This is a genomic window from Rhodoferax sp. OV413 (assembly GCF_900104385.1).
Lineage (GTDB): Bacteria > Pseudomonadota > Gammaproteobacteria > Burkholderiales > Burkholderiaceae_C > Rhodoferax_B.
The window spans coordinates 222,928-247,343 of the sequence record NZ_FNJA01000006.1 but is presented as its reverse complement, the minus strand read 5'-3'; the positions used below and the strand labels follow the sequence as shown (position 1 = coordinate 247,343).

Genomic DNA, 24,416 nt, shown 5'->3' with positions numbered 1-24,416 from the left:
AGACACCGTCGCTATTCAGAACTCTGCTGCAAAGCCCACATCGCCGCATAGCGACCATTCGCCACCAGCAGCTGGGCGTGGGTGCCGCGCTCCAGAATCCTGCCGGCGTCCATCACCAGGATCTCGTGCGCATCGACCACGGTGGACAGGCGGTGCGCGATCACCAGCGTGGTCTTGTTGCGCGCCGCGGTCTGCAGCTCGGCCTGGATGGCGCGCTCGTTGGCCGAATCCAGCGCCGAGGTGGCTTCGTCAAAGATCAGGATGGGCGGGTTCTTCAGCAGGGTGCGGGCGATGGCCACGCGCTGCTTCTCGCCGCCCGACAGCTTGAGTCCGCGCTCGCCGACCATGGTGTCGTAGCCCTTGGGCGTGGCGCTGATGAAGCCGTGGATGCGTGCCGCGCGGGCCGCGGCTTCCACCTGTTCGCGGCTGGCGCCCGGCTGGCCGTAGGCGATGTTGTATTCCACCGTGTCGTTGAACAGCACCGTGTCCTGCGGCACGATGCCGATGGCCTGGCGCACGCTGGCCTGGGTCACGGTCTGGATGTTCTGCCCGGCGATCAGGATCTCGCCCTGCTGCGCGTCGTAGAAGCGGAACAGCAGCCGCGCCAGCGTCGACTTGCCCGAGCCCGAGGGGCCGACCACGGCCACCGTCTTGCCGGCGGGGATGTGCAGACTGATGTCCTGCAGGATGGGCCGCGCCGGGTCGTAGGCAAAGAACACATGGTCGAAGCGCACATCGGCATGGCCATCGCCGGGTTCCAGTTGCAAGGGCTGGGCGCCGGGCGCATCGGCGATTTCGCGCTCTTTTTCCAGCAGCGCGAACATCTTTTCCAGATCGGTCAGGCTTTGCTTGATCTCGCGGTAGATCACGCCCAGAAAGCCCAGCGGGATATACAGCTGGATCATGAAAGCGTTGACCATCACCAGGTCGCCCAGGGTCATGCGGCCATCAACCACGCCCTGGGTGGCGCGCCACAGCATGGCGACCAGGCTGCAGGCGATGATCAGCTGCTGGCCGGTGTTCAGCAGGCTGAGCGTGGTCTGACTTTTGACCGAGGCGCGGCGGTAGCGCTCCAGGTTTTCGTCGTAGCGCTTAGCTTCAAAGGCTTCGTTGTTGAAGTATTTGACGGTCTCGAAGTTCAACAACGAATCGATGGCGCGGCTCTGCGCATGCGAGTCCAGCTCGTTCATCTGCTTGCGGAACTGGGTGCGCCACTCGGTCACGGTGACGGTAAAAGCGATGTAGGCCACCAGCGCTATCAAGGTGATCCAGGCGAACCACACGTCGAACTTGACGGCCAGCAAGGTCAGCACAAAGCCGACCTCGATCAAGGTCGGCACGATGCTGTACAGCGAATACGAGATCAGCGAGTTCACCGCCCGCGTGCCGCGCTCGATGTCGCGGGTCATGCCGCCGGTCTGGCGCTCCAGATGGAAGCGCAGGCTCAGGGCGTGCAGATGCTGGAACACCTCCAGCGAAATGCGCCGCGAGGCACCCGCCGTGGCCTTGGCGAACACCAGCTCGCGCAGCTCGGTGAACAGCGAGGTCGACAGGCGCAACAGGCCGTAGCCCACCAGCAGCGCCACCGGCACCACGATCAGCGCGGGGACGCCGCCCAGTGCGTCCCCCGTGAGCTTGCCGGCGGTGGGGCTCATGGCGTCGACCAGCTGCTTGAGGAGCAGGGGCACGCTGACGCTGGCCGCCTTGGCGCCAACCATGAAAGTCAGCGCGGCGATCACCCGCCACTTGTACTCCCACAGATATGGGAACAGCCGGCGCAGGGTGCGCCAGTCGGACGAAGGCGGCGCGGCGTTAGCCAGCGCCGGCATGGCAGCGGGAGGAGCGGTTTCGCCATAGCGGCGCATGGGGGACAATCTCGTGGTTACATGGCTTGCACAATGCCCGGGCCATATTTTTTATATCCAACAGATTGTCCCCTATGCCCACAAATTCAATCGCCTCGGTGGAGTTACCCTCCGACATGGAGTTGGTACTCAAGGTCATCCCCATGCCGGCCAACTGCAATTCCAGTGGCGACATCTTTGGCGGCTGGGTGATGGCGCAGGTCGATCTGGCCGGTTCGGTGATTCCGTCGCGCATCGCCCAGGGGCGCATTGCCACCGTGGCGGTGAAGGAATTTGTCTTCAAGCAGCCGGTACGCCTGGGCGATGTGCTGACGTTCCTGGCCGCGCCGACGCGCCTGGGCCGGACCTCGGTCACCGTGCGGGTCGAGGTGTATGCCGAGCGCCTGAGCACCCAGGGCAAGTACATCAAGGTGACCGAAGCCTCGCTGACCTATGTGGCCATCACCGACCAGGGTGAGCCCCGCCCGCTGCCCGTACAGGCCTGAATCCGCTCTATTCCACACCCATGCCCATGCAAAACCCCAGCTCCGCGTTCAGCCAGGAATGGACCACCCTGCAAAACAACTACGAGCAGCACGAACGCAACGCCCTGCTGCTGAAACTGGCGGCTATCGTTCTGTGTGTCTGCGGCTATGTGCTGGCCATACCCGACCAGCTGAGTGGGGGCATTGCGCTTCTGCTATGGGTGCAAGAGAGCATTTACCGCACCTACCAGGCGCGCCTGGGTGAGCGGATCTTGCGGGTGGAAGCCATGCTGCAACGGGGCGCGCCAGCCAGCAACGCCTGCCAGCTGCATACCGAGTGGCTGGCCACGCGCAAGGGCGGCCTGGGCCTGCTGGCCGAGTACGCAGCCCATGCGCTGCGGCCCACGGTGGCTTTTCCGTATGCCTTGCTGGTGCTGGCGGAGCTGGTGTCCTACGTGGGCACCTGAGCCCGCCACGCTACCGCAGTCGGAAGACTACTTGGACAGCACCCGGCGGATGGTGGCTGCCAGCTCTTCGGGCACAAACTTGCCCACATAGGCGTCGGCGCCCACGCTCTTCACATGCACTTCGTTGGCCGAGCCAGACAAGGACGAGTGGATGATGACGGGCAAGGACTTGAAGCGGTTGTCCTGCTTGATCTTGCGCGTCAAGGTGAAGCCGTCCATCTCTGGCATTTCCAGATCGGTCAGCATCAGCGCCACCTTGTCTTCAATCGACTTGCCTTCGGCCACAGCCGCGTCGGACATGGCTTGCAAGCGGTCCCAGGCTTCCTTGCCGGTCTTGCACATGACGAAGGGCACGCCAATCGCAACCAGGGCCTGTTCGACCAGGGTGCGCGCCAAGGCCGAGTCATCCGCCGCCAGCACCACGGCACCGGGGCGCAACTTGATCGTCGGGCCCAGCACGTTAGGGTCTACGTCGGGCGCAGTAGGCGGCATCACATTGCGCAAAATCTGCTCCACGTCCAGCACCTGGGCGAGACGGGTGTTGTCCACATCGCCGTCCAGGCGAGCGATGCTGGTGATCATGCCGCCGGCGGTGTTCGACTCGGCCGACAGCACCTGGCTCCAATCCAGGCGCACGATCTGGTCCACTTCTTCGACCGCGAATGCCTGGGTCGAGCGCGCGTATTCGGTCACCATCAGGATGTTCAGGCCGTTCTTCGGCAGGCAGCCCACGGCGCCCGCCAGGTCGATCACCGGGATCACCTGGCCGCGGATATTGGTCATACCCAGCATGTGCTTGGTGGATCCCGCCACGGCGGTAATGGTCGGCATGACCATGATTTCGCGCACCTTGAACACATTGATGCCAAACAGCTCGCGCTGGGCGGAATGGGCAGCCTCACCCAATCGGAACAGCAACAGCTCAAACTTGTTGCTGCTGGTGAGATTGGTGCGTTCGTCTACCTCTTGCTGGACTGTGGCCATGGTTTTCCCCTTAGATGCGTGCCATTAGAACTGGATTTAAATTTTTTACAAGTTTTAACACCTGCCATCTGGCGCCCAAAACGGCCCAGTCCGGTGCAGAAAAATGTAACAGCATGATTCATGCCTTCAAGATGCGGCGGGCTGGCACGGCGCTCAGCCCGGCTTGCCCAGCAACGCATCCTTGAGCTTGAAGTCCGCCGGGCTGGGCCCGAGCCAGATGCGCAACAAAGCGTTGAAAAACTCGGCTTCGGGAAAGGGCTCGCCCTGCTGCTTGCCCTTGACCAACAGCACCGTGCCCACGCCGGGCGTCCACTCCAGCACAAAGTTGTCGCCAGGCACCAGCTTCTTCTGCTCGGCAAACACCTGGCCCATGCGGAACAGGCTGGGCACCAGCTTGGACAGCTCGGCCCGGCCGGTGTTGTCCTCCACCCCACGGGTGAACAGCTTGCCCAGCTCGTTGGCGTCGATCTCGCGCAGCATGTGGATGCTGATGCGCTTGGGGCCAGGCGCGGCCATCACCTCGTCCGGGGTACTGGCCTTTTTACCCAGGTACAGGCCCGCGCTATAGACCTTGAACACCGCCTTGTAGCGCACCCCCGCGCCATTCAGAAGCAGCGTCGTGCCGCCCTGCTCCACGCTGTCGGCGTAGGGCACGCCCGCCACCGTCACGGCGGGGGCCGGAAGCGCCAGGGCCAGCAGGCCCGCCAGCGCGGCTGAACAAACAAAGCGAGATTTCATGCAGACCAATCTTGTACTGAGCGGGCATTTGCACCGAGGCCTGCATTTTCACCGTTCGTGTGGCGATTTACCCCAGAATCCCCTGGTAGATACCCTGAACCCCCAGGCCTGACCGGCAGGAACCCCGCTTTGGGTTTGCTACACTTTAGCCATGTCCACCTCACGCACGATCATTGCAGGCTGCCCATGCCAGGGAGCCTGGTCCTGGCGCAAGCCAACATCTGCGCGCACCTGATCGCACGGCACGGCCGTGCCCCCCGCGCCTCGTACCCGAGGCAATTGGTTGAATTGGACACACAGCACTCCGTGCTGTCGCCTGGCCCCAGCGGCCTAGGCTCTCTTAAAAGGCAACTCCGTGATTACCGAACTCGAATTCAAAAGCCTGGCCCAGGACGGGTACAACCGCATCCCCTTGATGCTGGAAGCCTTCGCCGACCTGGAAACCCCGCTCTCGCTCTACCTCAAACTGGCGCATAGCCGCAACGGCGGCGCCTATAGCTTTCTGCTGGAATCGGTGGTCGGCGGCGAGCGCTTTGGCCGCTACAGCTTCATTGGCCTGCCCGCGCGCAGCTTTCTGCGTGCCAGTGGCTTCGGCGCTGAGGCCAAGACCGAAGTGGTGCGCGACGGCGTTGTCGTCGAAGCCCACCAGGGCAACCCGCTGGACTTCATCGAAACCTACCAGAAGCGCTTCAAAGTGGCGCTGCGCCCCGGCCTGCCACGCTTCTGCGGCGGCCTGGCCGGCTACTTTGGCTACGACGCGGTACGCTACATCGAGAAAAAGCTCGAAGCCAGCTGCCCGCCCGACACCCTGGGCTGCCCCGACATCATGCTGCTGCAGTGCGAAGAGCTGGCGGTGATCGACAACCTGTCGGGCAAGCTGTACCTGATCGTCTACGCCGACCCGAGTCAGCCCGAGGCTTACGCCAGCGCCAAGAAGCGCCTGCGTGAGTTGAAAGAGCAGCTCAAATATTCGGTCAGCGCACCCATCGTCAAACCGACGCAAAGCCACCCCACCGAGCGTGAATTCGCCAAGGCCGACTACATCGCCGCCGTGGAGCGCGCCAAGGAGCTGATTGCCGGTGGCGACTTCATGCAGGTGCAAATCGGCCAGCGCATCAAGAAGCGCTATACCGAATCGCCGCTGTCGCTGTACCGCGCGCTGCGGGCGCTGAACCCCTCGCCCTACATGTTCTTCTACAACATGGGCGACTTCCACGTGGTCGCGGCCTCGCCGGAAATCCTGGTGCGCCAGGAATCCATGCCCGGCGGCGAGCAAAAAGTCACCATCCGCCCGCTGGCCGGCACCCGCCCGCGCGGATCTTCGCCCGAGGCCGACAAAGCTGCCGAAGCCGAACTCATCGCCGACCCCAAGGAACGTGCCGAACACGTGATGCTGATCGACCTGGCGCGTAACGACATCGGCCGCATCGCCAAGATCGGCAGCGTCAAGGTCACCGAAGCCTTTGCGGTGGAACGCTACAGCCACGTCATGCACATCGTCAGCAATGTGGAAGGCACTTTGCTCGACGGCATGAGCGCCATCGATGTGCTCAAGGCCACCTTCCCCGCCGGCACCCTGACCGGCGCGCCCAAGGTGCATGCCATGGAACTGATCGACCAGCTGGAGCCGAACAAGCGCGGCTTGTACGGCGGTGCCTGCGGCTACATCAGCTACGCCGGTGACATGGACGTGGCCATCACCATCCGCACCGGCATCATCAAGAACCAGACCCTGTTCGTGCAGGCCGCGGCCGGCGTGGTTGCCGACTCGGTGCCCGAGCTGGAATGGAAAGAAACCGAGGCCAAGGCCCGCGCCCTGCTGCGCGCCAGCGAATTGGTAGAGGAAGGCCTGGAATGAGCACCATCCCCAAAGCCCAGCACTGCACCACCATGGCCGAGGTGCGCCAGCACATCGACGCGCTGGACGAGTGCATCGTCGCCCTGGTGGCCGAGCGCAGCGACTACATGACCCAGGCCGCGCGCATCAAGCAGCGCGCCGACCAGATCGTCGACCTGGAGCGGGTCGAGTTCATCGTGGCTCGCGTCAAAGCCCAGGCCGCCCGCCTGGGTGCGCCTCCAGAGATTCTGGAAGCCACCTACCGCGCCATGATCGATGCATCCATCGTCTATGAGCAACGCACGTTTGACAAAATCCACGCAGCACAAAACCAAGCAGGAGTATCCGCATGAAACTGCTGATGATCGACAACTACGACAGCTTTACCTACAACATCGTCCAGTACTTCGGTGAACTGGGCGCGGATGTAGAGGTAGTGCGCAACGACGAAATCACGCTGGAGCAAATCACCGCCCGCAACCCCGACCGGCTGGTGATCTCCCCCGGCCCGTGTTCGCCGAAAGAGGCAGGCATCTCGGTGGCGGCGATCCAGCATTTCGCCGACAAGCTGCCGATACTCGGCGTCTGCCTGGGCCACCAGGCGATCGGCGCGGCCTTTGGCGGAACCATCATCCGGGCGCAGCAGCTGATGCACGGCAAGACCAGCATCATCACCACTACCCAGCAAGGCGTGTTCGCCGGCCTGCCGGAGCAGTTCACCGTGAACCGCTACCACTCGCTGTCGATTGAGCGCAGCAGTTGCCCAGCCGACTTGGAAATCACAGCCTGGACCGAAGACGGCGAGATCATGGGCGTGCGCCACAAGAGTCTGGCGATCGAGGGCGTGCAGTTCCACCCCGAGTCCATCCTCACCGAGCACGGCCATGCGATGCTGAAGAACTTCCTGGACCAGGGGGCACGATGAGCCTGGACGCGCTGGGCATCGTCCACCTGCCGCTGTTCATCGCGGCCGGCTGGCTGCTGAACCTGACGCCCGGCCCGGACGTGTTCTACATCCTCAGCAACGGCCTGCGCGGCGGTTGGCGGGCCGGTGTGGTGGCGGCGCTGGGCATCACCGCCGGCTGCTTCGTCCACATATTCGCGGCCGCGGTCGGCATCAGCGCGCTGATCACGGCATCTGCCACCGCCTTCACGGTGTTGAAGTGGGTCGGCGCGGCCTACTTGGTGTGGGTTGGCGTGCAAATGCTGCGTGCGCCGAAACCCGTGGACGCTACTGATTCGATAGCTGCCTCCGCAGATTCCACCAGCGCCAGCAGCACAAAAAGCTTGAAGAAGGTATTTCTGCAAGGCTTCTGGACCAATGCGCTGAACCCCAAGGTGGCGCTGTTCTTTCTGGCCTTTCTGCCGCAGTTCATCACCCCGGGCAGCACGCACCCCACGCTGTCCTTCGTGCTGCTCGGCCTGCTGTTCAACCTGAACGCCGTGCCGATCAACCTCGGCTATGCCTTGCTGGCCGCCTGGGCGGCTCGCCGCATGGGCGCGGTGCGGCGCGGCATGCACTGGCTGGAACTCGGCGCCGGCGCACTGTTTGTCGGCTTTGGCCTGAAGCTGGCGCTGTCCAGCACCCCTAGCAATTGAACCGGAGCCTCTCCATGATCACCCCCCAAGAAGCCCTGCAGCGCACCATCGAACACCGCGAAATCTTCCACGACGAGATGCTGCACCTGATGCGCCTGATCATGAACGGCGAGATGTCACCGGTGATGATGGCGGCGCTGATCACCGGCCTGCGCGTGAAGAAGGAAACCATAGGCGAGATCACCGCCGCCGCCCAGGTGATGCGCGAGTTCTCCACCAAGGTCCATGTGGCCGACCCCACCCACTTGGTCGACATCGTCGGCACCGGCGGCGACGGCTCGCACACCTTCAACATCTCTACGTGCAGCATGTTCGTGGCCGCAGCCGGCGGCGCCAAGGTCAGCAAACACGGTGGGCGCAGCGTCAGCAGCACCAGCGGCAGCGCCGATGTGCTGGAGCAGCTGGGCGTGAACATCAACCTGCCGCCCGAGCGCATCGCCCAGTGCATCGCCGAGGTCGGCATCGGCTTCATGTTTGCCCCGAACCACCACCCGGCGATGAAGAACGTGGCGCCGGTGCGCAAGGAGCTGGGCGTGCGCACCCTGTTCAACATCCTCGGCCCGCTGACCAATCCGGCCGACGCGCCGAACATCCTGATGGGCGTGTTCCACCAGGACCTGGTGGGCATCCAGATCCGCGCACTGCAGCGCCTGGGCGCCGAGCATGCGCTGGTGGTCTACGGCAAAGACGGCATGGACGAAGTCAGCCTGGGCGCCGCCACCCTGGTCGGCGAGCTGAAGAACGGCGAGATCCGCGAATACGAAATCCACCCCGAAGACTTCGGCATGACCATGGCCAGCCACCGCGCGCTGCGGGTCGACACCCCCGAGCAGTCGCGCGCCATGCTGATGGGCGTGCTGGACAACGACCACGGCGCGGCGCGCGACATCGTGATCCTCAACGCCGGCGCCAGCCTGTACGCCGCCAATGTGGCCGATTCGCTGCCAGCCGGCCTGGAGATTGCACGCAAAGCTATCGAATCCGGAGCAGCCAAGGCCAAATTGCAGGCCCTGGTGGCGGCTACGGCGGGCTGATACCCGCGGCCGCGGCAGGTGCGGCCAGGCCTCGGCGTGGGGAGCGAGGCCCAGAGGCTCATTTCGGAAACATTCGGTTACCATCTGGCACCACTGTCGCCTATGCGTCTCGCGTTTTTCGCACGGGAGCGGGGCGACCTGCCATGAACCGACCCGAAAGACCCCTAAATGAACGCGATCCGCAACCTCCGCATTGGCCAGCGCCTGATGCTTGCTTTTGGGGTGATTCTGCTCATCCTGGCCACCAGCGCCGGCGTGGGCGTCTGGCGCCTGCAAGAGCTGGCGCAAACCACCCGCACCCTGGGCACCACTGAGAACGAGAAGCTCAAGCTGGCCGTGCAATGGCGCCAGACCATCGACCTGAACTGGGTGCGCACCCGCGCCAGCATGCAAGATGCCGACACCAGCCGCATCCCCGGCTGGCAGGCCGAGATGGACAAGACCTCGGAAGTCACCCTGGCCTCGCGCAAGCGGCTGCTGGAGCTGGTGCAGTCCGACGAAGGCAAGCGGCTGATCGCCGACATCGACGCGGCCCGCGAGGCCTACCGCACGCCGCGCGCCCAGCTGCTCAAGCGCAAGCTGGACGGCGAAGGCGTGATGGAAGCCCTGGAAAAAGACCTGCAGCCCCTGGCCCTGAACTACATCAACGCCATCTCCAAACTGGAAGCCCGCCAGCAAGGCCTGTACGACGCCGCCATGTTGAAGGCCGAGCAGAACGCCGCCCAGGGCCAGACCATCCTCATCATCGGCGGCGTGGCCTCGATGTTGCTGGGTGCCTACTTTGCCTTCGTCCTGTCGCGCTCCATCGTCAACCCGATCCAGCAGGCATCGACCAGCGCGCGCCTGATTGCCGACGGTGACCTGACCGAGAACGTACACATCGAAGGCAAGGACGAAGCCGCCGAGCTGCTGCATGCGCTGAAGGACATGCAGAACAACCTGTCGCGCGTGGTCTCGGGCGTGCGCGGCAATGCCGAAGGCGTGGCCTCGGCCAGCGCCCAGATCTCGCAGGGCAATAACGACCTGAGCGCGCGTACCGAAAGCCAGGCCAGCGCGCTGCAGCAGACCGCTGCCTCGATGGAACAACTCAGCTCCACCGTGCGGCAGAACGCCGACAACGCGCGCCAAGCCAACCAGCTGGCAATGAGCGCGTCCACCGTGGCCTTGCAGGGCGGCGACGTGGTCAGCCGCGTGGTCGAGACCATGAAGGGCATCAACGACAGCAGCAAGAAAATCGCCGACATCATCAGCGTGATCGACGGCATCGCCTTCCAGACGAATATCCTGGCCTTGAACGCCGCGGTCGAAGCCGCGCGGGCCGGCGAGCAAGGCCGCGGTTTTGCGGTGGTGGCCAGCGAAGTGCGCAGCCTGGCGCAGCGCAGCGCCGCTGCCGCCAAAGAGATCAAGACCCTGATCGACAACAGCGTGAGCCAAGTCGACCAAGGCAGCAGCCTGGTCGACCAGGCCGGCACCACGATGACCGAAGTGGTCAACTCGATCCGCCGCGTCACCGACATCATGGGCGAGATCAGCGCCGCCAGCACCGAGCAAAGCCAGGGTGTCGCCCAGGTCGGCGAGGCCGTCACCCAAATGGACCAGGCCACCCAGCAGAACGCCGCGCTGGTCGAAGAATCGGCCGCCGCGGCCGGCAGCCTGCAGAACCAGGCCGAGCAATTGGTGCAGGCGGTCTCGGTGTTCCGCCTGACGGGCGGCGTGCCTGCCACCCGCTTGCTGCGCTGAGTCCCGGGGGCCACGGCCCGGCCCCTAGAATTCCTGCATGCACGCATCTCCCCTGCCCTTCCCCGCTCCGGCCTACATCGAAGAAACCCGCTTCGGCAACTGGTTCCTCAACACCCCGACCTGGAAGACCCATGTGCTGTGCCGGGCGCTCGACGATCTGCAGAGCTTGCTGCCGGCCGGCGCCGGGCCGTTTGAGACCATCGTCGATGTGGGTTGCGGCTTCGGCCATTCGTTTGCCGAGCTGGCGCGGCGCTTTGGCCCGCGGCAGATCATCGGTCTGGACGCCGCCCCCGAGCTGCAGCAGCGCACCGCCCAGGCGGTTGCCGACTGCGCCAGCGCGGTCCAGCTGCTGGAATGCCACGCGGCGGCCATCGCGCTACCCGACGCCTCGGTGGACATGGTGTTCTGCCACCAGACCTTCCACCACATCGTCGAACAAGAGGCGGCGCTGGCCGAGTTATTCCGCGTACTGAAACCCGGCGGCTACCTGCTGTTTGCCGAGTCCACCCGCTACTACATCCACTCGCTGCCGATCAAGCTGCTGTTCCGCCATCCGATGGACGTGCAGCGCACCGCCGACGAATACCAGGCCCAGCTGCGCGCCGCCGGCTTTGCCTTCGACAGCAGCCATGTCTCTCTGCCCTACCTGTGGTGGAGCCGGCCCGACCTGGGCTTCTTCGAATGGCTGGGCCGGCCTGTGCCCACGCAGCGCAACGAAACCATGGTGAACCTGGTGGCGCGTAAGCCTTAGAGCGGGCAACCGCTACATATTACATAGCTGCTGGCGCAGGTGGAATATGCGCCAGCAGCCGATTTAGGTAATTTTCCGCTTAGAAGCTTTCCCAATCCGACTCAGCCCCCGCGGCCGGCTTAGGCGCCGGGGCGCTGGACTTGGGTGCCGCGAGCTTGATGGGCTTGGCCGGCAGCGGCTTGCGGGCTGCCGGGGCTGGTGCAGCCGTCGCGCTACGGGCAACCGGCCGGGCGGGCGCAGCCACCGCAGGCGTGTGCCTAGGCGCCACGGTGCGTGCAGGTGCGGCGTGCGGCTGCTGGGCCGTATGCGCGCCGAGCTTGAAGGCGCCAACCACCTTCACCAGGTCGCCGGCCTGGGTCTTCAGGCTGCTGGCCGCGGCCGCCATTTCCTCCACCAGCGCGGCGTTCTGCTGCGTCGCCTGGTCCATGTGGGTCACGGCCTCGCCGACCTGGGACACGCCGGCGCTCTGCTCGGAGCTGGCCACGCTGATCTCGCCCATGATCTGGGTCACGCGCTGGATCGAACCCACGACCTCGGTCATCGTGCTGCCCGCCTGGTCGACCAGGCTGGTGCCTTGCTCCACGCGTTCCACACTGGCGTTGATCAGCGCCTTGATTTCCTTTGCTGCCTCGGCGGATCGGCCGGCCAGGCTACGCACCTCGGAGGCCACCACGGCGAAGCCGCGGCCTTGCTCGCCGGCCCGCGCAGCTTCGACCGCCGCGTTCAGCGCCAGGATATTCGTCTGGAACGCAATGCCATCGATCACGCTGATGATGTCGGATATCTTCTTCGACGAGTCGTTGATGCCCTTCATGGTCTCGACCACCTGGCCCACCACCTCGCCGCCGCGTATCGCCACGCTGGATGCGCTCTGGGCCAGCTGGTTCGCCTGGCGCGCGCTGTCGGCGTTCTGCTTGACGGTGGCACCCAGCTGCTCCATCGACGCCGAGGTCTGCTCCAGCGCGCTGGCCTGGCTTTCGGTGCGCGAACTCAGATCGTTATTGCCTTGCGAAATTTCCACGCTGGCGATGGCCACCCCGTCGGCGCTGGTGCGCACCTGCAGCATCACGCTGTGGATCTTCTCCACGAACTGGTTGAAGCTGGAGGCAATGGTGGCCAGCTCGTCGTTGCCACTGGTGGCCACGCGCAGGGTCAGGTCGCCATCGCCCGAGCCCACTTCCTGCATGGCATCGCGCAGGACGGTCAGGCGGCGCAGGGTTTTGCTGAGTACCGCCGCGATGATGGACAGCACGGCCACCGCCACCACCAGGGCACCGATCACCGAGGACCAGACCATGGCGCGGATGCCGGCCGTGGCCTCGTCGCGTTGCAGGGCCACCACCAGCGACCAGTCGGTGCCGGTGATGGGTGCTCCATAGACCAGGCGGGACTCGCCATTGATCTTGATCTCGGTCAGTCCTTTCAAGTCGGCAAAGCTGCCTTGGCCCAGATCCGGCGCAATATCAGCCACGGGCTTGAGCAGCAAATTGGCATCTTCGTGCACCACGATTTTGCCGGCCTTGGACACGATAAAGCCATAGCTGCCAGGCGTGGGACGGATGGAGGCCACGTTGCGCGACACGGTGTCCATCAGCACGTCGGTGGCGGTCACGGCCTTGACCTGGCCGCCCTCCTTTGTGGCTGCGGCGAAGGTGATCAACAACTTCTTGGTCGCCGCGCCGATATAGGGGTCGGTGACCACCGGGCCGTCGGCCGCAGCGGCTTTTTTGTACCAGGGTCGCGCCGTGGGGTCGTAGTCCGGGGCGCGGGTGCGCACCTCTGAGAAGATGGCCTTCTTGTCGGCATAGCCGATGTAGGCAGAGTCCACACCGCCCGCCACCTTGGCCTGCACCAGGGCTTTCAGCGGGTCCTCCTCGGCCACTGCGGCTGCCAGGGACGCCACCACCCTGTGGTTTTGCGCGACCCATTCGGCCACACCCTCAGCATGCGAACTAGCGAGTGATCGGGTCTGGCTATCCAGCGCCTCCAGCGCGTACTGGCGCGCGGTCCAGACGTTGTTGATGGACAGGCCGACCAGCCCCACCAGCAGCACGGCGGCGGTGATGGCGACGATCTTGCCGCGAAGCGAGGTAAACATTGCAAGCATAGGTTCTCCAAACAAATGGAACAGGTGGAACGCGTGCGTGTTACGAAAAGTAAAGCGCATCCATTCTTGCCGAGAACACCTCCGCTGCGTGCGGTTGGCCATGGTGGAACCGCATTTATTACATGTTGCCGCAAACCATCTGCGCCGCAGAAATTTAAAACAAAATAAGCTGCCAGCGCAGAATTTACCTGCGCCAGCAGCTATTTAAACCATAGCAACCCGAGTCAACCGTTGCGCCGGGCGATAGCGTGGTCCAGCGACAACTTGCCCGGCCCCTGCGCCACCAGGTACAGCAGCAGCGCCGCCCAGGTGCCGTGGGTGGGATAAGCGTCGGGGTAGACGAAGAGCTGGATGGTCAAGGTCATGCCCAGCAAGGCCAGGGCCGAGAAGCGTGTGGCCAGGCCAAGCAGCAACAGCAGCGGTAACACATGCTCGGCACAGGCGGCCATGGGCGCGGCGATTTCGGGCGGGACCAAGGGCAGCCGGTATTCATCTCGGAACAGGTCTATGGCCGAGTCCGACAGCCGCGGCCAGCCGAGCTGGAAGTCGCCGCCGATGATGTCAATCGCCAGGCCCTGGATCTTGGTCTGGCCGGATTTCCAGAACACCGCCGCCACCGAGAAGCGGGCCAGAAAAGCGATTAGCGAATGGGGGATGCGTTCGCACAGCGCAATGCACTGCCGCAACAGCGATGAAAGGTATGCCATGGTGTTAGGCCTCGGTAGAAATATGGGTGATGAGCTGCTGGCGTATCAGCAGGGCCAGGGTGTGGGGTAAGTCCAGCGCCGGGTCGACGCTGGCGGCGGCGAGCAGGCTGTCGCCTTGCTGCAGCGCCTGGATGCAGGCGGCGCTGGCGGCAGGAATCTCCAGCACCTCCACCTCCCAGCCGTTGCGGACCACCAGCGCGGTCTGCGCCCGGTAGGGATCAATCTCGGCCATCTGCAGCAAGCCCTGGTGCGCGGCCCATAGGTCGCAAATGGCATGCGGCGACGCCAGCAGCTGCAGGCTGGGATGCAAGCGCAAGCGCAACTGCGGCAACTGCTGTGGGTCGGCCAGAGCCGCTTGCAAAGACTGGGGCGGCAGCGGCTCGGCATCGGCTGCGTGGTAGGCCCGCACGCGCGCCAGCTCCAGCCGCGCCACGTCGGCCAGGTAAGGTAGGCTGGCGGCGGGTGCAAAGCCGGCGATGAAGTCCGGCAGCGCGCTGCCATACCCGGCCATCACGGGTGAACGCGGCGGGTGCGCCTGGATGAACAACTGCGCCATGGCCTGAAAGAAATCAGTGCCCACCAGGGCCTGCACCACCGGGAAAGTGGCCCCCAGCGCATCGCGCAGAGACACCACTACGTTGTTGCGGTAGACGTTGAAGCGTGCCGCCGGGTCGGAGCCGTTCCAGGTGTGCAGACCGGGCGGGCACGGCAGCGCGGGCTGAAACAAGGCCTGGGCAAAAGCAGCCTGGTTCATGCGGCCACCTCGCAAGCTTGCAAATGCATCTCGGCGGCCTGCGCCTCGGCCAGCAGCACCGGCAGCGCAGGGACTTCGTTGTCGCGCTCGATCAGCGTAGGCAGCGGGCCGGTCAGCCGCAGCGCGGCGGCATACAAGTCCCACACCGGCTGGGCCACGGGGGCGCCATGGCTGTCGATCAACAGCCGGTCGCCCGCGCCGTCCTGCTGCTCGGCAAAGCCGGCCAGGTGGATCTCGCCCACCTGGTCCAGCGGCAGCGCCCGCAGATAGGCCAAGGGGTCAAAGTGGTGATTGACGCTGCTGACATATACGTTGTTCACATCCAGCAGCAGGCCGCAGCCGGTGCGGCACAGCACCTCGCGGATGAAGGTTGTTTCGCTCAGCGTGGACGCGCTGAACTGCACATAGGTGGCAGGGTTCTCCAGCAGCATGCGGCGCTGCAGCCGGGTCTGCACCTGGTCGATGTGGTCGCATACGCGCTGCAAGGTTGCGGCGGTATAGGGCAAGGGCAGTAGGTCGTTGAGGAACACTCCGCCGTGGCTGGACCAGGCCAGGTGCTCGGAAAAGGATTGGGGCGCGTAGCGGTCGAGCAGCCGGGCCAGCGCGTCAAGGTGCACGGTGTCCAATGGGCCCTCGGCGCCGATGGACAGGCCGACGCCGTGGATGGACAACGGGTAGCGTTCGCGGATGCGCGTCAGCATCTGGTGAAAAGGGCCGCCGTCCACCAGGTAGTTTTCGGCATGCACTTCGAAGAAGCCCAGGTCGGGCGCGGTGTCCAGAATCTGCCGGATGTGGGCAGATTTCAGACCGATGCCCGACCTGTGGGGTAGCGACGTGGAGGAAGACATGGCAGTCGCTACATCCAGGTGCATTACATCTTGGCAGTAAAGGCCATCTTCTGGCCCATGCCGGTGGGCGAGGTGGGGGACTTCATGGTTTCGCAGGTACCGGCGGGCACGTACTTCCAGGCATTCGCCTGGTAGTCCATCTTCGCCGTGCCGGCGCAGGTAGTGCCGGCACCGGCCGCGCAGTCGTTCTTGGCCTTCATGGCCACGCCAAAGCATTTTTCTTTGTCGTCGGCAGCGGCAGCCGGGGCGGCGGCCATGGCCAATGCCGAGCCGAGTGCCAGGGCCAGCACGGCGGTGGATGCGAAGGAGGTGGTAGCGCGAGTGGTCATAAGAATCTCCGGTAGATAAGTGAAGTGGGTTGGAATGCAGCAGGGTGTTGGCCTTGCTGAGCAGTAGTCCGCACAGCCGCTGGTTTCTTACAGGCAGGGGTATAGTTTTTGAAAATTCTTTCTGGAGCGCATATGCCACTCACCACTTTGCTGGGTACCCAGCTGCCCCTCATACAGGCGCCGATGGCCGGCGTACAAGGCAGTGCGATGGCCGTGGCCGTCAGCAATGCGGGCGGCCTGGGCTCGCTGCCCGCGGCCATGCTGAGCCTGGACGTGTTGCGCGAAGAGCTGGAGAAAATCCGCGCCCAGACCAGCCAGCCCTACAACGTGAACTTCTTTTGCCATACGCAGCCGCAGCCCGACCCGGCACGCGAAGCCGCCTGGCACGCGACCCTGGCGCCCTATTACCAAGAGCTGGGCCTAGACCCCGCGCAGATCGTGGCCGGCCCGGGGCGCGCGGCTTTCAACGCCGCGGCCGCGGATCTGCTGCAGGAGTTTCGCCCGCCGGTGGTGAGCTTCCATTTCGGCCTGCCCGCGCCCGAGCTGCTGGCCCAGGTGCGCAGCTGGGGCGCCAAGGTGATGGCATCGGCCACCACAGTGGAAGAAGCGCTGTGGCTGGAAGCCCGCGGAGTCGACGCAGTGATCGCCCAGGGCCTGGAGGCCGGCGGCCACCGTGGCCACTTTCTGTCGCACGACCTGACGCGGCAAATGGGCGCGTTTGCGCTGCTGCCGCAGATCGTGCGCGGGGTGCGCATACCCGTGATCGCCGCCGGTGGCATTGCCGATGCCCACGGGGTGGCCGCCGCTATGGCGCTGGGCGCAGCCGGCGTGCAGGTGGGCACCGCCTACCTGCTGTGCGACGAGGCCACGACCAGCGCGCTGCACCGGGCCGCGCTGCAGTCGCCAGCGGCGCGGCACACGGCGCTGACCTCGCTGTTCACCGGGCGTCCGGCACGCGGCATCAGCAATCGGCTGATGCGCGAGCTGGGGCCGATGAATACCAACGCCCCGGCCTTCCCACTGGCCACCGCAGCCATTGCCCCGCTGCGCGCGCGGGCCGAGAGCCAGCACAGCGGCGACTTCTCGCCACTCTGGTCGGGCCAGAACGCCAGCGCCTGCCAGGCCCTGCCCGCGGCCGAAGTCACGCGCCTGCTGGCCCAGGGCTTCTAGCCCTCCGCCCCCATCCAGGCGCGGCGCACGCGTTACGCCTGGAAACAAATGGGCTTGAGTTACAGCCCGTTACCGAGGGCAAGTACCAATGTTTGTAAAGCGCTTACACCGAAAATGTAACCGCTTACATTGCTGCGGCACACCCTGCACATCAAAGCAAAAAACCATGCCGTCCCGGCGTCTGCAGCCTTGTTGCGCGCCGGCTCCGGCACCGGTACGACCACCCGTTGGAGACCTTATGCATTACACATTTCACCTTTCCGGACGCCGCGGCCTGATCGCCGCCTGCAGCGCCGCCCTGCTGGCCGGCTGCGGCGGCGGATCGGGCTCCGAGTCGCTGGCCGAGTTGCAGGCCAAGGCTGCGCCTACCACCCTGGTGCAGTACCCGGACTGGCCGCACATCAGCAGCGACATCCCCAGCGATGCGGCCACCGAGGCGCGCATCCAGGCCATCGTGGCCGGCATGACCTTGGCCGAAAAGGTTGGCCAGATGACGCAGCCCGAAATCAAAAGCATCACGCCCGCGCAGGTCACGCAGTACTACATCGGCTCGGTGCTGAACGGCGGCGGCTCCTGGCCGCAGAACAACAAACACGCGCTGTCCAGCGACTGGGTGAAGCTGGCCGACGACTACTGGATGGCCTCCATGGCCACCGACGCGAAAGTGAAGATCCCGGTGATCTGGGGTACGGACGCAGTACATGGCCACGGCAATGTGTATGGCGCCACCCTGTTTCCGCACAACATCGGCCTGGGTGCCGCCAACGACCCGGCGCTGGTGCGGCGCATCGGCCAGGCCGTTGCCGTCCAGGTCGCGTCCACCGGCATCGACTGGAGCTTTGCGCCGACGCTGGCGGTGGTACGCGACGACCGCTGGGGCCGCACCTACGAGGGCTATTCAGAAGACCCGCTGATCGTCAACAAATACGGCTACGAGATGATCAAAGGCTTGCAGGGCGACTTCGCCCGCCCGGCCACCGTGATCGCCACCGCCAAGCATTTCATGGGCGACGGCGGCACCGACCAGGGCAAGGACCAGGGCGTGAACATGGCGACCAAGGCCGAGATGGTCAACATCCACGGCCAGGGCTATTACTCGGCGCTGGGCGCGGGGGCACAGACCGTGATGGCATCCTTCAACAGCTGGACCAACGAGGCCGCAGGCATCACCGTCGGCAAGATGCACGGCAGCAAGGAAATGCTGACCGATGTGCTGAAGACCAAGATCGGCTTTGACGGCTTCGTCATCGGCGACTGGAACGGCCACGGCCAGGTGCCGGGCTGCAGCGATGGCAGCTGCGCCCAAGCCATCAACGCCGGGGTCGACATGATCATGGTGCCCGACCAATGGAAGGCCTTCATCGCCAACACCATCACCCAGGTACAGAACGGTGCCATTCCACTTGCCCGGATCGACGACGCCGTGACCCGCATCCTGCGCGTCAAGATGCGCGCCGGCATCTTCAGCGCCAAGCGCCCGCTGGAACGCCTGAACGCCGGTGACGCCGCCCAGCTGCAGCACCGCGTGCTGGCCCGCGAGGCGGTACGCAAATCCCTGGTGCTGCTGAAGAACGAGAAGCAGCTGCTGCCCCTGGTGCGCGGCCAGAAGGTGCTGGTGGTTGGCAAGTCGGCCGACAACCTGTCGAACCAGACCGGCGGCTGGTCGCTGACCTGGCAAGGCACGTCCAACACCAATGCCGATTTTCCGAACGCCGACAGTATCCTGGCCGGTATCAAGGCCGCCACCGGCGCCGCCAATGTGGTCTACAGCGAGACCGGCACCGATGTGAACATCAGCGACTTCAAGACCGTGATCGCCGTCATTGGCGAAACCCCGTATGCCGAGGGCGTGGGCGATATCGGCAAGACCGGCACACTGGAACACGCACGCCGCTACCCCGAGGATCTGGCGGTGCTGAACGCCGTCAGCGGCAAGGGCGTGCCCGTGGTCACCGTGCTGGTCACCGGCCGGCCCGTGCTGGTGAACAAGGAGATCAACCGCTCCGATGCCTTCGTCGTCGCCTGGCTGCCGGGCACCGAGGGCAAGGGCGTGGGCGATGTGCTCTACCGCACCTACAACGGCAAGGTCAATTTCGACACCGTGGGCAAGCTGTCCTTCTCCTGGCCCAAGGCCGGCTGCCAGACGCCGCTGAACGTGGGCGATGCGGCCTACGACCCGCTGTTTGCCTATGGCTACGGCATGCGCTACGCCGACCAGAAGACGCTGGCCAAGCTGGACGAAAGCGTGCCCACCCTGGGTTGCGGCCAAACCGCCGGCGGTGGCGGCACCGCCACCGTGGACCTGGAAATCTTCAATTCCACCGACAAGGCCCCATTTGCACTCGGCATAGGCTCGCCAGAGAACTGGGGCGGCACCGCCATCGGCTCGGACCTGAACGCCGTGGTGTCGCACGCCACGATCAAAGTCGAAACCACCCAGATCAATGTGCAACAAGATGCCAAGAAGGTCAGCTGGACCGGCACCGGCCAGTTCTACTCGCAAGCGCCCAGCACCAGCGACCAGCAAGGCTATCTGAACGCCGATGGCGCATTGGTGTTCGACACCATCGTCCACAAGCTGCCGGACGGCCTGGTCAAGCTGCGCGTCGACTGCAGCTACCCTTGCATCGGCGAAGTCGATGGCACAACTCTGTTCAGCACTCTGGGCCTGAACAGCAAGCACACGGTGAAGATTCCGCTGGCCTGTTTTGCCGCCAAGGGTACGGACTTCTCGGCCATCAACACGCCGATCCTGGTCTATACCGAGAAGGCCTTCACCGCATCCTTTGCCAACATCCGCTGGGTGCCGGGCGCCGCCAAGGATGCCGATGCTGTGGCCTGCGAAACCCTGGTGCCGCCGACAGCAGCGCTGCCCACACCCAAGCCCGGGCCGAGCTACAGCATGTTCAGCAACGGCTTGGTGTCCGACGGCTTCAAGATCAACACCTACTCGACCAACAATGTGCACACCACGTACAGCGTGCTGCCCAGTGGCGAGCTGGCACTGAACTTTGCGGCCGATGGCGGTGACGGCCTGCTGTTCTTCAACGACAGCGACCCGATCAACCTGGTCAACTTTGCGGGCGGCAAGCTGGAGTTCGAGCTGAACGTCAGCAGCTACGGCAGCAACAGCGGCGGCCTGGTGGTGAAGATGGAAAGCGCGGGCACCAACTGCACTACCGGCGACGTGCTGTTCGGCCGGCCCGCAGCTGGTGGCTGGCAGACCGTCAGCCTGCCCCTGAGCACCCTCACCGCCGCCAAAACCGCCTGCTTTGATGTGCGCCGCACCAGCGTGCCGTTTGCCATCTTCCCGAAATGGGGCGACCAGCAAGGCGTGCAGTTCCAGGTGCGCAACGTGCGCTTCACCCAATAAACCCCCACGGAAACCCATATGTTCAAAAAGACAAGCTCGAAAATCATCGCCACCGCACTGCTGGCCTTTGGCCTCACGGCGGCGGCCCAGGCCACACTGGTCAGCTTTACCGGCGGCACGGTCACCCAGAACAGCGGCTCCACCGGCGTCACCAACAACGCCATCAACTGGGACGATGTGCGCAGCTACCAGGAGGCCGGCTACCGCTTCGAATTCTTTGGCACCGACTCTGCCTTCTCCAGCAATGTGGGCGACTTCTACGAGGTCGGCAACGACGTGCTGCAAGGCCACTGGGCCACCGGCAACTTTGGCTATTTGACGCAGATCCGCCTCACCCGCATCGACGGCGGCGCCTTCAGCCTGGGCAGCTTTGACATCGTCTCCAACACCGATACCGGTGGCGGCCCGGCGTCCGGCAACGAGCAGGTCTACATCCATGCATCGGCCAACGGCATCTCCGACGACTACGCGCAGCTGCTGGCCAGTGAAGACTCGGACTTCCCCGCCACCAGCTTCGGGCTGGGCGCGCCGTTCGACAACGTGCGGGCCATCTGGTTCGACGTGAGCGGCACATCCGACAGCTTTGGCGTGGACAACTTCCTGCTGCAAACCGTGCCCGAACCCGGGTCGCTGGCCTTGTTCGGCGCGGCCGCCATCGGCCTGGTGGCCACCCGGCGCCGCCGCCCCGGCTGAACCCTGCGGCCGCCGGGCCGTGATTGGTAAGATCCTGCGGCAGGCCTGGCTGACATCCAGCCAGGCCTAGCCACTTGCATCGCTACCACCATGTCCACCATCCATACCGTTGCGGCGCGGGCCGGCGTCTCCAGTGCCACGGTGTCGCGGGTCATGAACGAGCCGAACAAGGTGCGCGAAGCCACCCGCGTCAAGGTCGAGCTGGCCATGCGCGAGCTGGACTTTTCGCGCAACAGCTTTGCCGCGTCCCTCGCCAGCCGGCGCTCCAACTGTGTGGGCTTGGTGGTCTCGCACCTGTCCAGCGCCTTCTTTGCGCCGCTGGTGAACGAGATCGAAGAGGCCGTGAGCGCCGTCGGCAGCTACCTGATCGTCACCTGCGGCAAGAACAGCGAGGAAGAAGTCGCAGGCGGCCTGCAGTTCATGCGCCAGCGCCGCTGCGACGCCATCATCCTGTACCCGGGCCAGCTGTCTGACCAGGCGCTGGCCGAAATACTGCTGAGCAACCCTCAGGTGGTGGTGATACACCGCACCGTGCCGGGCTTTGCAGCCCGCTGCGTGCAGCTGGACAACCACACGGGCGGCCGGCTGGCGGCCGAGTACATGCTGGGCTGCGGCCACCGCGCGATCGGCGTGGTCGCCGGCCCGCATTCCAACCCCGAAAGCATGCAGCGCCTGGCCGCGTTCCGCGACACTTTGCAGGCCGCTGGCGTGGCGCTGCCGCCCGAACGGGTCATCGAGGGCAGCTTCCATTTCGAATCGGGGCGCCAGTGCATGGCCAAACTCTGGGCGGCCCAACCGGCGCTGACTGCGGTGTTCTGCCTGAACGACCAGATGGCATTTGGCGCGCTGAACTACTGCCGCTCCGCCGGCATCGACGTGCCGTCGCAGCTGTCGCTGATCGGCTTTGACGATGTGGAATACGCCGACCTGATCCATCCGCGCCTGACCACCGTGCACCACCCGGTGGCCGCACTGGCGCGGACTGCCGCCCAGCTGGCGTTGCGCCTGGCGGTGGGCGAGAACCTGACCGAGCCCCAAGGCCTGCTGGTGCCCCGCCTGGTGGTGCGCGACTCGGTGCGGACGCTGGGCTAAGCCTCAGTCCTTCTCGGGCCGCGTCAAGTCCAGCACGGTGATGCCGACCTGCGAGCGGCAGCGCTCGGCCCAGCGCGGATCGGCCAGGCTGCGCTCCACATCCTTGCGACCGGCCTCCCAGTGCTCGCGCACCGTGGCGCGCGAGAACTCGTAGTCCTTGGACTGGGTTTCGTAGTGCTTGCTGCGGTGGATCAGGTGGACGATGGTCAGCGCGGCCGAGGTGCCGGCGTTCAGCAGCAGCTGCAGGTCGGGGTCGTTGGCCAACTCGGGCGGCAGCTTGGCGGCCAGGCGCTTGGCCGCGCTGGACAGCTTTTGCTGCGTGGCAATCAGATCGGTATTGAAGCGGGTGCGGCTGGCAAACTGGATGTCCTTGCCGCGCTCGGCCACCTCGCTCAGGTTGCGCGGCATGCGGCCCTTGGCGCTAAACAAATCCACCTGGAACACCAGCATGTCGTCCGCCGCCGGCTGGTCGATCACGTACTGCAAGGGCGTGTTCGACACCAGGCCGCCGTCCCAGTAGAACGCGCCGTCGATCTCCACCGGCGCAAAGCCCGGCGGCAGCGCGCCGCTGGCCATGATGTGCTGCGGCCCCACGGGTTTTGCGTCCGACGAATCGAAGTACTCAAAATTGCCGCTGGTCACATGCACCGCCCCGACCGACAGGCGCACCTTGCCCTCGGGGTGCTTGGCGTTGATACGCTCAAAGTCCACCAGGCGCAGCAAGGTGCTGCGCAGTGGTGAAGTGTCGTAGTAGCTCAGCGCCCCGGGCGTGCCCGAGGGCTGGAACGGTGCCGGCGGCACCCGCGGGTTGAAGAAGCCCGGCACCCCGAACAGCGAGGCCCAGGCGGCGCTGGATTCGTTGAAGAACTCACGCGCCTCTATGCCAAAGTGCGCGGGCAGCGCCGGCGCCAGCAGCTGCGAGGACACGCCTTCCCAGAACTCGCGCAGCCGGGCCACCCGCAGCTCGGGCCGGTTGCCGGCAATGATGGCCGCGTTGATCGCACCAATCGACACGCCGGCCACCCAGTCGGGGGCGATGCCGTGGTCGTGCAAGGCCTCGTAGACCCCCGCCTGGTAGGCGCCCAACGCGCCGCCACCTTGCAGCACCAAGGTGCATTGTTCAGGATAGGGTACGGGGGACGCGGTCATGCCAACACCTTTCAGCAGCAGGGAATGTTGCACTGCAGTATAGGCGGGCGGTACCGGCACTGGGCGCTCGCTTTGCCCAAAATGCTATCAAATACATAGCTACTAGCGCAGTCTATTCCTGCGCTACAGCACGATTCCACTCACACCACTGGCCGGGTTGTAAAGCCCCCAGGCTGTAGGCACCGATCTGCACCCGCACCAGGCGCAGGGTGGGCAGGCCGACAGCGGCCGTCATGCGCCGCACCTGGCGGTTCCGCCCTTCGCAGATGCGGATCTCCAGCCAGGATGTCGGCAAGTTGGCGCGAAAGCGTACCGGCGGCGTGCGCGGCCAGATCTCGGGCGGGTCGATCTGCGCGGCCTGCGCGGGCAAGGTCATGCCGTCGTTCAGCAGCACGCCCTGGCGCAACGCCTGCAGCGCGGCCTCGGTGGGAATGCCGTCCACCTGCACCCGGTAGGTCTTGAACTGCTTTTGCCGCGGCTGGGTGATGCGCGCGTTCAGCACGCCGTCGTCGGTCAGCAGCAGCAGGCCTTCCGAATCCCGGTCCAGCCGGCCGGCCACGCGCAGGCTCGGGTCCTGGATGAACTGGGCCAGCGTGGTCCGCACGCCATCGGGGCGGAACTGGGTCAGCACGTCAAAGGGCTTGTTGAAGAGGATGATCTTGGCCATGGGCAGGCCCGATTTTAGCCCCCGGCCAATAACAGCCTTTTAGGGCTG

The 24,416-nt window shown here is 65.1% G+C and carries 23 protein-coding genes; 13 read left to right on the top strand and 10 right to left on the bottom strand.

What is annotated here, in order from left to right:
• Positions 1-11 precede the first annotated feature (11 nt).
• A complete protein-coding gene (locus BLT66_RS19895) occupies positions 12-1,865 on the bottom strand; it encodes an ABCB family ABC transporter ATP-binding protein/permease (protein ID WP_092760371.1) in 1,854 nt (617 codons plus the stop codon).
• Between the two features lie 74 nt (positions 1,866-1,939).
• Here BLT66_RS19895 and BLT66_RS19890 point away from each other — a divergent pair, with 74 nt between their 5' ends.
• Together BLT66_RS19890 and BLT66_RS19885 are read left to right on the top strand one after the other, a co-directional pair.
• Positions 1,940-2,350 (top strand): acyl-CoA thioesterase, encoded by a 411-nt coding sequence (locus tag BLT66_RS19890; RefSeq protein WP_092760369.1) that lies wholly within the window; start codon positions 1,940-1,942, stop codon positions 2,348-2,350.
• Between the two features lie 26 nt (positions 2,351-2,376).
• Positions 2,377-2,796, top strand: a complete 420-nt coding sequence (locus BLT66_RS19885; protein ID WP_092760697.1) for a hypothetical protein — start codon at positions 2,377-2,379, stop codon at positions 2,794-2,796.
• Between the two features lie 27 nt (positions 2,797-2,823).
• Here the strand turns inward: BLT66_RS19885 and BLT66_RS19880 are convergent, their stop codons facing one another.
• Positions 2,824-3,780 carry a chemotaxis protein gene (locus tag BLT66_RS19880; RefSeq protein ID WP_092760367.1) on the bottom strand — a complete coding sequence of 319 codons (957 nt, stop codon included), beginning with the start codon at positions 3,778-3,780 and terminating at the stop codon, positions 2,824-2,826.
• Positions 3,781-3,933: 153 nt separating this feature from the next.
• The gene (locus BLT66_RS19875; RefSeq protein WP_092760365.1) at positions 3,934-4,518 is read right to left on the bottom strand and encodes a chalcone isomerase family protein; all 585 of its coding nucleotides are present in this window, start codon (positions 4,516-4,518) and stop codon (positions 3,934-3,936) included.
• Between the two features lie 355 nt (positions 4,519-4,873).
• On the opposite strand from BLT66_RS19875, the gene trpE reads away from it, so the two are divergent.
• The 7 genes from trpE to BLT66_RS19840 all read left to right on the top strand — a co-directional run bounded on the left by trpE (position 4,874) and on the right by BLT66_RS19840 (position 11,479).
• Positions 4,874-6,376: an anthranilate synthase component I gene (gene trpE / locus BLT66_RS19870; protein WP_092760363.1), complete on the top strand. Its 1,503-nt coding sequence runs from the start codon at positions 4,874-4,876 to the stop codon at positions 6,374-6,376.
• Positions 6,373-6,708: a chorismate mutase gene (locus BLT66_RS19865; protein ID WP_092760361.1), complete on the top strand. Its 336-nt coding sequence runs from the start codon at positions 6,373-6,375 to the stop codon at positions 6,706-6,708. Before trpE ends, BLT66_RS19865 begins: the two co-directional genes overlap by 4 nt.
• A complete protein-coding gene (locus BLT66_RS19860; protein WP_092760359.1) occupies positions 6,705-7,280 on the top strand; it encodes an aminodeoxychorismate/anthranilate synthase component II in 576 nt (191 codons plus the stop codon). Before BLT66_RS19865 ends, BLT66_RS19860 begins: the two co-directional genes overlap by 4 nt.
• On the top strand, positions 7,277-7,954 hold the full coding sequence (locus BLT66_RS19855) for a LysE family translocator (RefSeq protein ID WP_092760357.1): 678 nt from the start codon (positions 7,277-7,279) through the stop codon (positions 7,952-7,954). Before BLT66_RS19860 ends, BLT66_RS19855 begins: the two co-directional genes overlap by 4 nt.
• A 14-nt stretch (positions 7,955-7,968) precedes the next feature.
• Entirely contained in the window at positions 7,969-8,988 is a 1,020-nt protein-coding gene (gene trpD / locus BLT66_RS19850) for an anthranilate phosphoribosyltransferase (protein ID WP_092760355.1), read from the top strand.
• 168 nt (positions 8,989-9,156) lie between these two features.
• The gene (locus BLT66_RS19845) at positions 9,157-10,728 is read left to right on the top strand and encodes a methyl-accepting chemotaxis protein (protein WP_092760353.1); all 1,572 of its coding nucleotides are present in this window, start codon (positions 9,157-9,159) and stop codon (positions 10,726-10,728) included.
• Positions 10,729-10,765: 37 nt separating this feature from the next.
• On the top strand, positions 10,766-11,479 hold the full coding sequence (locus tag BLT66_RS19840) for a class I SAM-dependent methyltransferase (RefSeq protein WP_092760351.1): 714 nt from the start codon (positions 10,766-10,768) through the stop codon (positions 11,477-11,479).
• Positions 11,480-11,558: 79 nt separating this feature from the next.
• Here the strand turns inward: BLT66_RS19840 and BLT66_RS19835 are convergent, their stop codons facing one another.
• The 5 genes from BLT66_RS19835 to BLT66_RS19815 form a co-directional block, all read right to left on the bottom strand.
• A complete protein-coding gene (locus tag BLT66_RS19835; protein WP_092760349.1) occupies positions 11,559-13,586 on the bottom strand; it encodes a methyl-accepting chemotaxis protein in 2,028 nt (675 codons plus the stop codon).
• Between the two features lie 224 nt (positions 13,587-13,810).
• A complete protein-coding gene (locus BLT66_RS19830; protein WP_092760347.1) occupies positions 13,811-14,293 on the bottom strand; it encodes a DoxX family protein in 483 nt (160 codons plus the stop codon).
• 4 nt (positions 14,294-14,297) lie between these two features.
• Positions 14,298-15,047 carry an HvfC/BufC N-terminal domain-containing protein gene (locus BLT66_RS19825; protein ID WP_092760345.1) on the bottom strand — a complete coding sequence of 250 codons (750 nt, stop codon included), beginning with the start codon at positions 15,045-15,047 and terminating at the stop codon, positions 14,298-14,300.
• Positions 15,044-15,895 carry an MNIO family bufferin maturase gene (locus BLT66_RS19820; RefSeq protein WP_255407014.1) on the bottom strand — a complete coding sequence of 284 codons (852 nt, stop codon included), beginning with the start codon at positions 15,893-15,895 and terminating at the stop codon, positions 15,044-15,046. The genes BLT66_RS19825 and BLT66_RS19820 overlap by 4 nt, the downstream gene beginning before the upstream one ends.
• 23 nt (positions 15,896-15,918) lie before the next feature.
• Entirely contained in the window at positions 15,919-16,224 is a 306-nt protein-coding gene (locus BLT66_RS19815; RefSeq protein ID WP_092760340.1) for a BufA1 family periplasmic bufferin-type metallophore, read from the bottom strand.
• 132 nt (positions 16,225-16,356) lie between these two features.
• Between BLT66_RS19815 and BLT66_RS19810 the strand changes: the two genes are divergently transcribed.
• The 4 genes from BLT66_RS19810 (at position 16,357) to BLT66_RS19795 (ending at position 22,552) form a co-directional block, all read left to right on the top strand.
• A complete protein-coding gene (locus BLT66_RS19810) occupies positions 16,357-17,394 on the top strand; it encodes an NAD(P)H-dependent flavin oxidoreductase (RefSeq protein WP_092760338.1) in 1,038 nt (345 codons plus the stop codon).
• 238 nt (positions 17,395-17,632) lie between these two features.
• Positions 17,633-20,767, top strand: a complete 3,135-nt coding sequence (locus tag BLT66_RS19805) for a glycoside hydrolase family 3 protein (RefSeq protein ID WP_092760336.1) — start codon at positions 17,633-17,635, stop codon at positions 20,765-20,767.
• Between the two features lie 18 nt (positions 20,768-20,785).
• A complete protein-coding gene (locus tag BLT66_RS19800; RefSeq protein ID WP_092760334.1) occupies positions 20,786-21,460 on the top strand; it encodes a PEP-CTERM sorting domain-containing protein in 675 nt (224 codons plus the stop codon).
• A gap of 90 nt (positions 21,461-21,550) precedes the next feature.
• Positions 21,551-22,552, top strand: coding sequence for a LacI family DNA-binding transcriptional regulator (locus tag BLT66_RS19795; protein ID WP_092760332.1), 1,002 nt, complete (start codon positions 21,551-21,553; stop codon positions 22,550-22,552).
• A 3-nt stretch (positions 22,553-22,555) separates the two neighbouring features.
• Here BLT66_RS19795 and BLT66_RS19790 read toward each other — a convergent pair whose 3' ends face one another.
• Together BLT66_RS19790 and BLT66_RS19785 are read right to left on the bottom strand one after the other, a co-directional pair.
• A complete protein-coding gene (locus BLT66_RS19790) occupies positions 22,556-23,701 on the bottom strand; it encodes a patatin-like phospholipase family protein (protein WP_092760330.1) in 1,146 nt (381 codons plus the stop codon).
• 112 nt (positions 23,702-23,813) lie between these two features.
• Entirely contained in the window at positions 23,814-24,368 is a 555-nt protein-coding gene (locus BLT66_RS19785) for a pseudouridine synthase (RefSeq protein ID WP_092760328.1), read from the bottom strand.
• Positions 24,369-24,416 lie beyond the last annotated feature (48 nt).

What these genes read in the sequence shown, in the direction of transcription:
- BLT66_RS19895 (WP_092760371.1), bottom strand. Translation starts at nt 1,865, where the DNA reads ATGCGCCGCTATGGCGAAACCGCTCCTCCCGCTGCCATGCCGGCGCTG.
- BLT66_RS19890 (WP_092760369.1), top strand. Translation starts at nt 1,940, where the DNA reads ATGCCCACAAATTCAATCGCCTCGGTGGAGTTACCCTCCGACATGGAG.
- BLT66_RS19885 (WP_092760697.1), top strand. Translation starts at nt 2,377, where the DNA reads ATGCAAAACCCCAGCTCCGCGTTCAGCCAGGAATGGACCACCCTGCAA.
- BLT66_RS19880 (WP_092760367.1), bottom strand. Translation starts at nt 3,780, where the DNA reads ATGGCCACAGTCCAGCAAGAGGTAGACGAACGCACCAATCTCACCAGC.
- BLT66_RS19875 (WP_092760365.1), bottom strand. Translation starts at nt 4,518, where the DNA reads ATGAAATCTCGCTTTGTTTGTTCAGCCGCGCTGGCGGGCCTGCTGGCC.
- BLT66_RS19865 (WP_092760361.1), top strand. Translation starts at nt 6,373, where the DNA reads ATGAGCACCATCCCCAAAGCCCAGCACTGCACCACCATGGCCGAGGTG.
- BLT66_RS19860 (WP_092760359.1), top strand. Translation starts at nt 6,705, where the DNA reads ATGAAACTGCTGATGATCGACAACTACGACAGCTTTACCTACAACATC.
- BLT66_RS19855 (WP_092760357.1), top strand. Translation starts at nt 7,277, where the DNA reads ATGAGCCTGGACGCGCTGGGCATCGTCCACCTGCCGCTGTTCATCGCG.
- trpD (WP_092760355.1), top strand. Translation starts at nt 7,969, where the DNA reads ATGATCACCCCCCAAGAAGCCCTGCAGCGCACCATCGAACACCGCGAA.
- BLT66_RS19845 (WP_092760353.1), top strand. Translation starts at nt 9,157, where the DNA reads ATGAACGCGATCCGCAACCTCCGCATTGGCCAGCGCCTGATGCTTGCT.
- BLT66_RS19840 (WP_092760351.1), top strand. Translation starts at nt 10,766, where the DNA reads ATGCACGCATCTCCCCTGCCCTTCCCCGCTCCGGCCTACATCGAAGAA.
- BLT66_RS19835 (WP_092760349.1), bottom strand. Translation starts at nt 13,586, where the DNA reads ATGCTTGCAATGTTTACCTCGCTTCGCGGCAAGATCGTCGCCATCACC.
- BLT66_RS19830 (WP_092760347.1), bottom strand. Translation starts at nt 14,293, where the DNA reads ATGGCATACCTTTCATCGCTGTTGCGGCAGTGCATTGCGCTGTGCGAA.
- BLT66_RS19825 (WP_092760345.1), bottom strand. Translation starts at nt 15,047, where the DNA reads ATGAACCAGGCTGCTTTTGCCCAGGCCTTGTTTCAGCCCGCGCTGCCG.
- BLT66_RS19820 (WP_255407014.1), bottom strand. Translation starts at nt 15,895, where the DNA reads ATGTCTTCCTCCACGTCGCTACCCCACAGGTCGGGCATCGGTCTGAAA.
- BLT66_RS19815 (WP_092760340.1), bottom strand. Translation starts at nt 16,224, where the DNA reads ATGACCACTCGCGCTACCACCTCCTTCGCATCCACCGCCGTGCTGGCC.
- BLT66_RS19810 (WP_092760338.1), top strand. Translation starts at nt 16,357, where the DNA reads ATGCCACTCACCACTTTGCTGGGTACCCAGCTGCCCCTCATACAGGCG.
- BLT66_RS19805 (WP_092760336.1), top strand. Translation starts at nt 17,633, where the DNA reads ATGCATTACACATTTCACCTTTCCGGACGCCGCGGCCTGATCGCCGCC.
- BLT66_RS19800 (WP_092760334.1), top strand. Translation starts at nt 20,786, where the DNA reads ATGTTCAAAAAGACAAGCTCGAAAATCATCGCCACCGCACTGCTGGCC.
- BLT66_RS19795 (WP_092760332.1), top strand. Translation starts at nt 21,551, where the DNA reads ATGTCCACCATCCATACCGTTGCGGCGCGGGCCGGCGTCTCCAGTGCC.
- BLT66_RS19790 (WP_092760330.1), bottom strand. Translation starts at nt 23,701, where the DNA reads ATGACCGCGTCCCCCGTACCCTATCCTGAACAATGCACCTTGGTGCTG.
- BLT66_RS19785 (WP_092760328.1), bottom strand. Translation starts at nt 24,368, where the DNA reads ATGGCCAAGATCATCCTCTTCAACAAGCCCTTTGACGTGCTGACCCAG.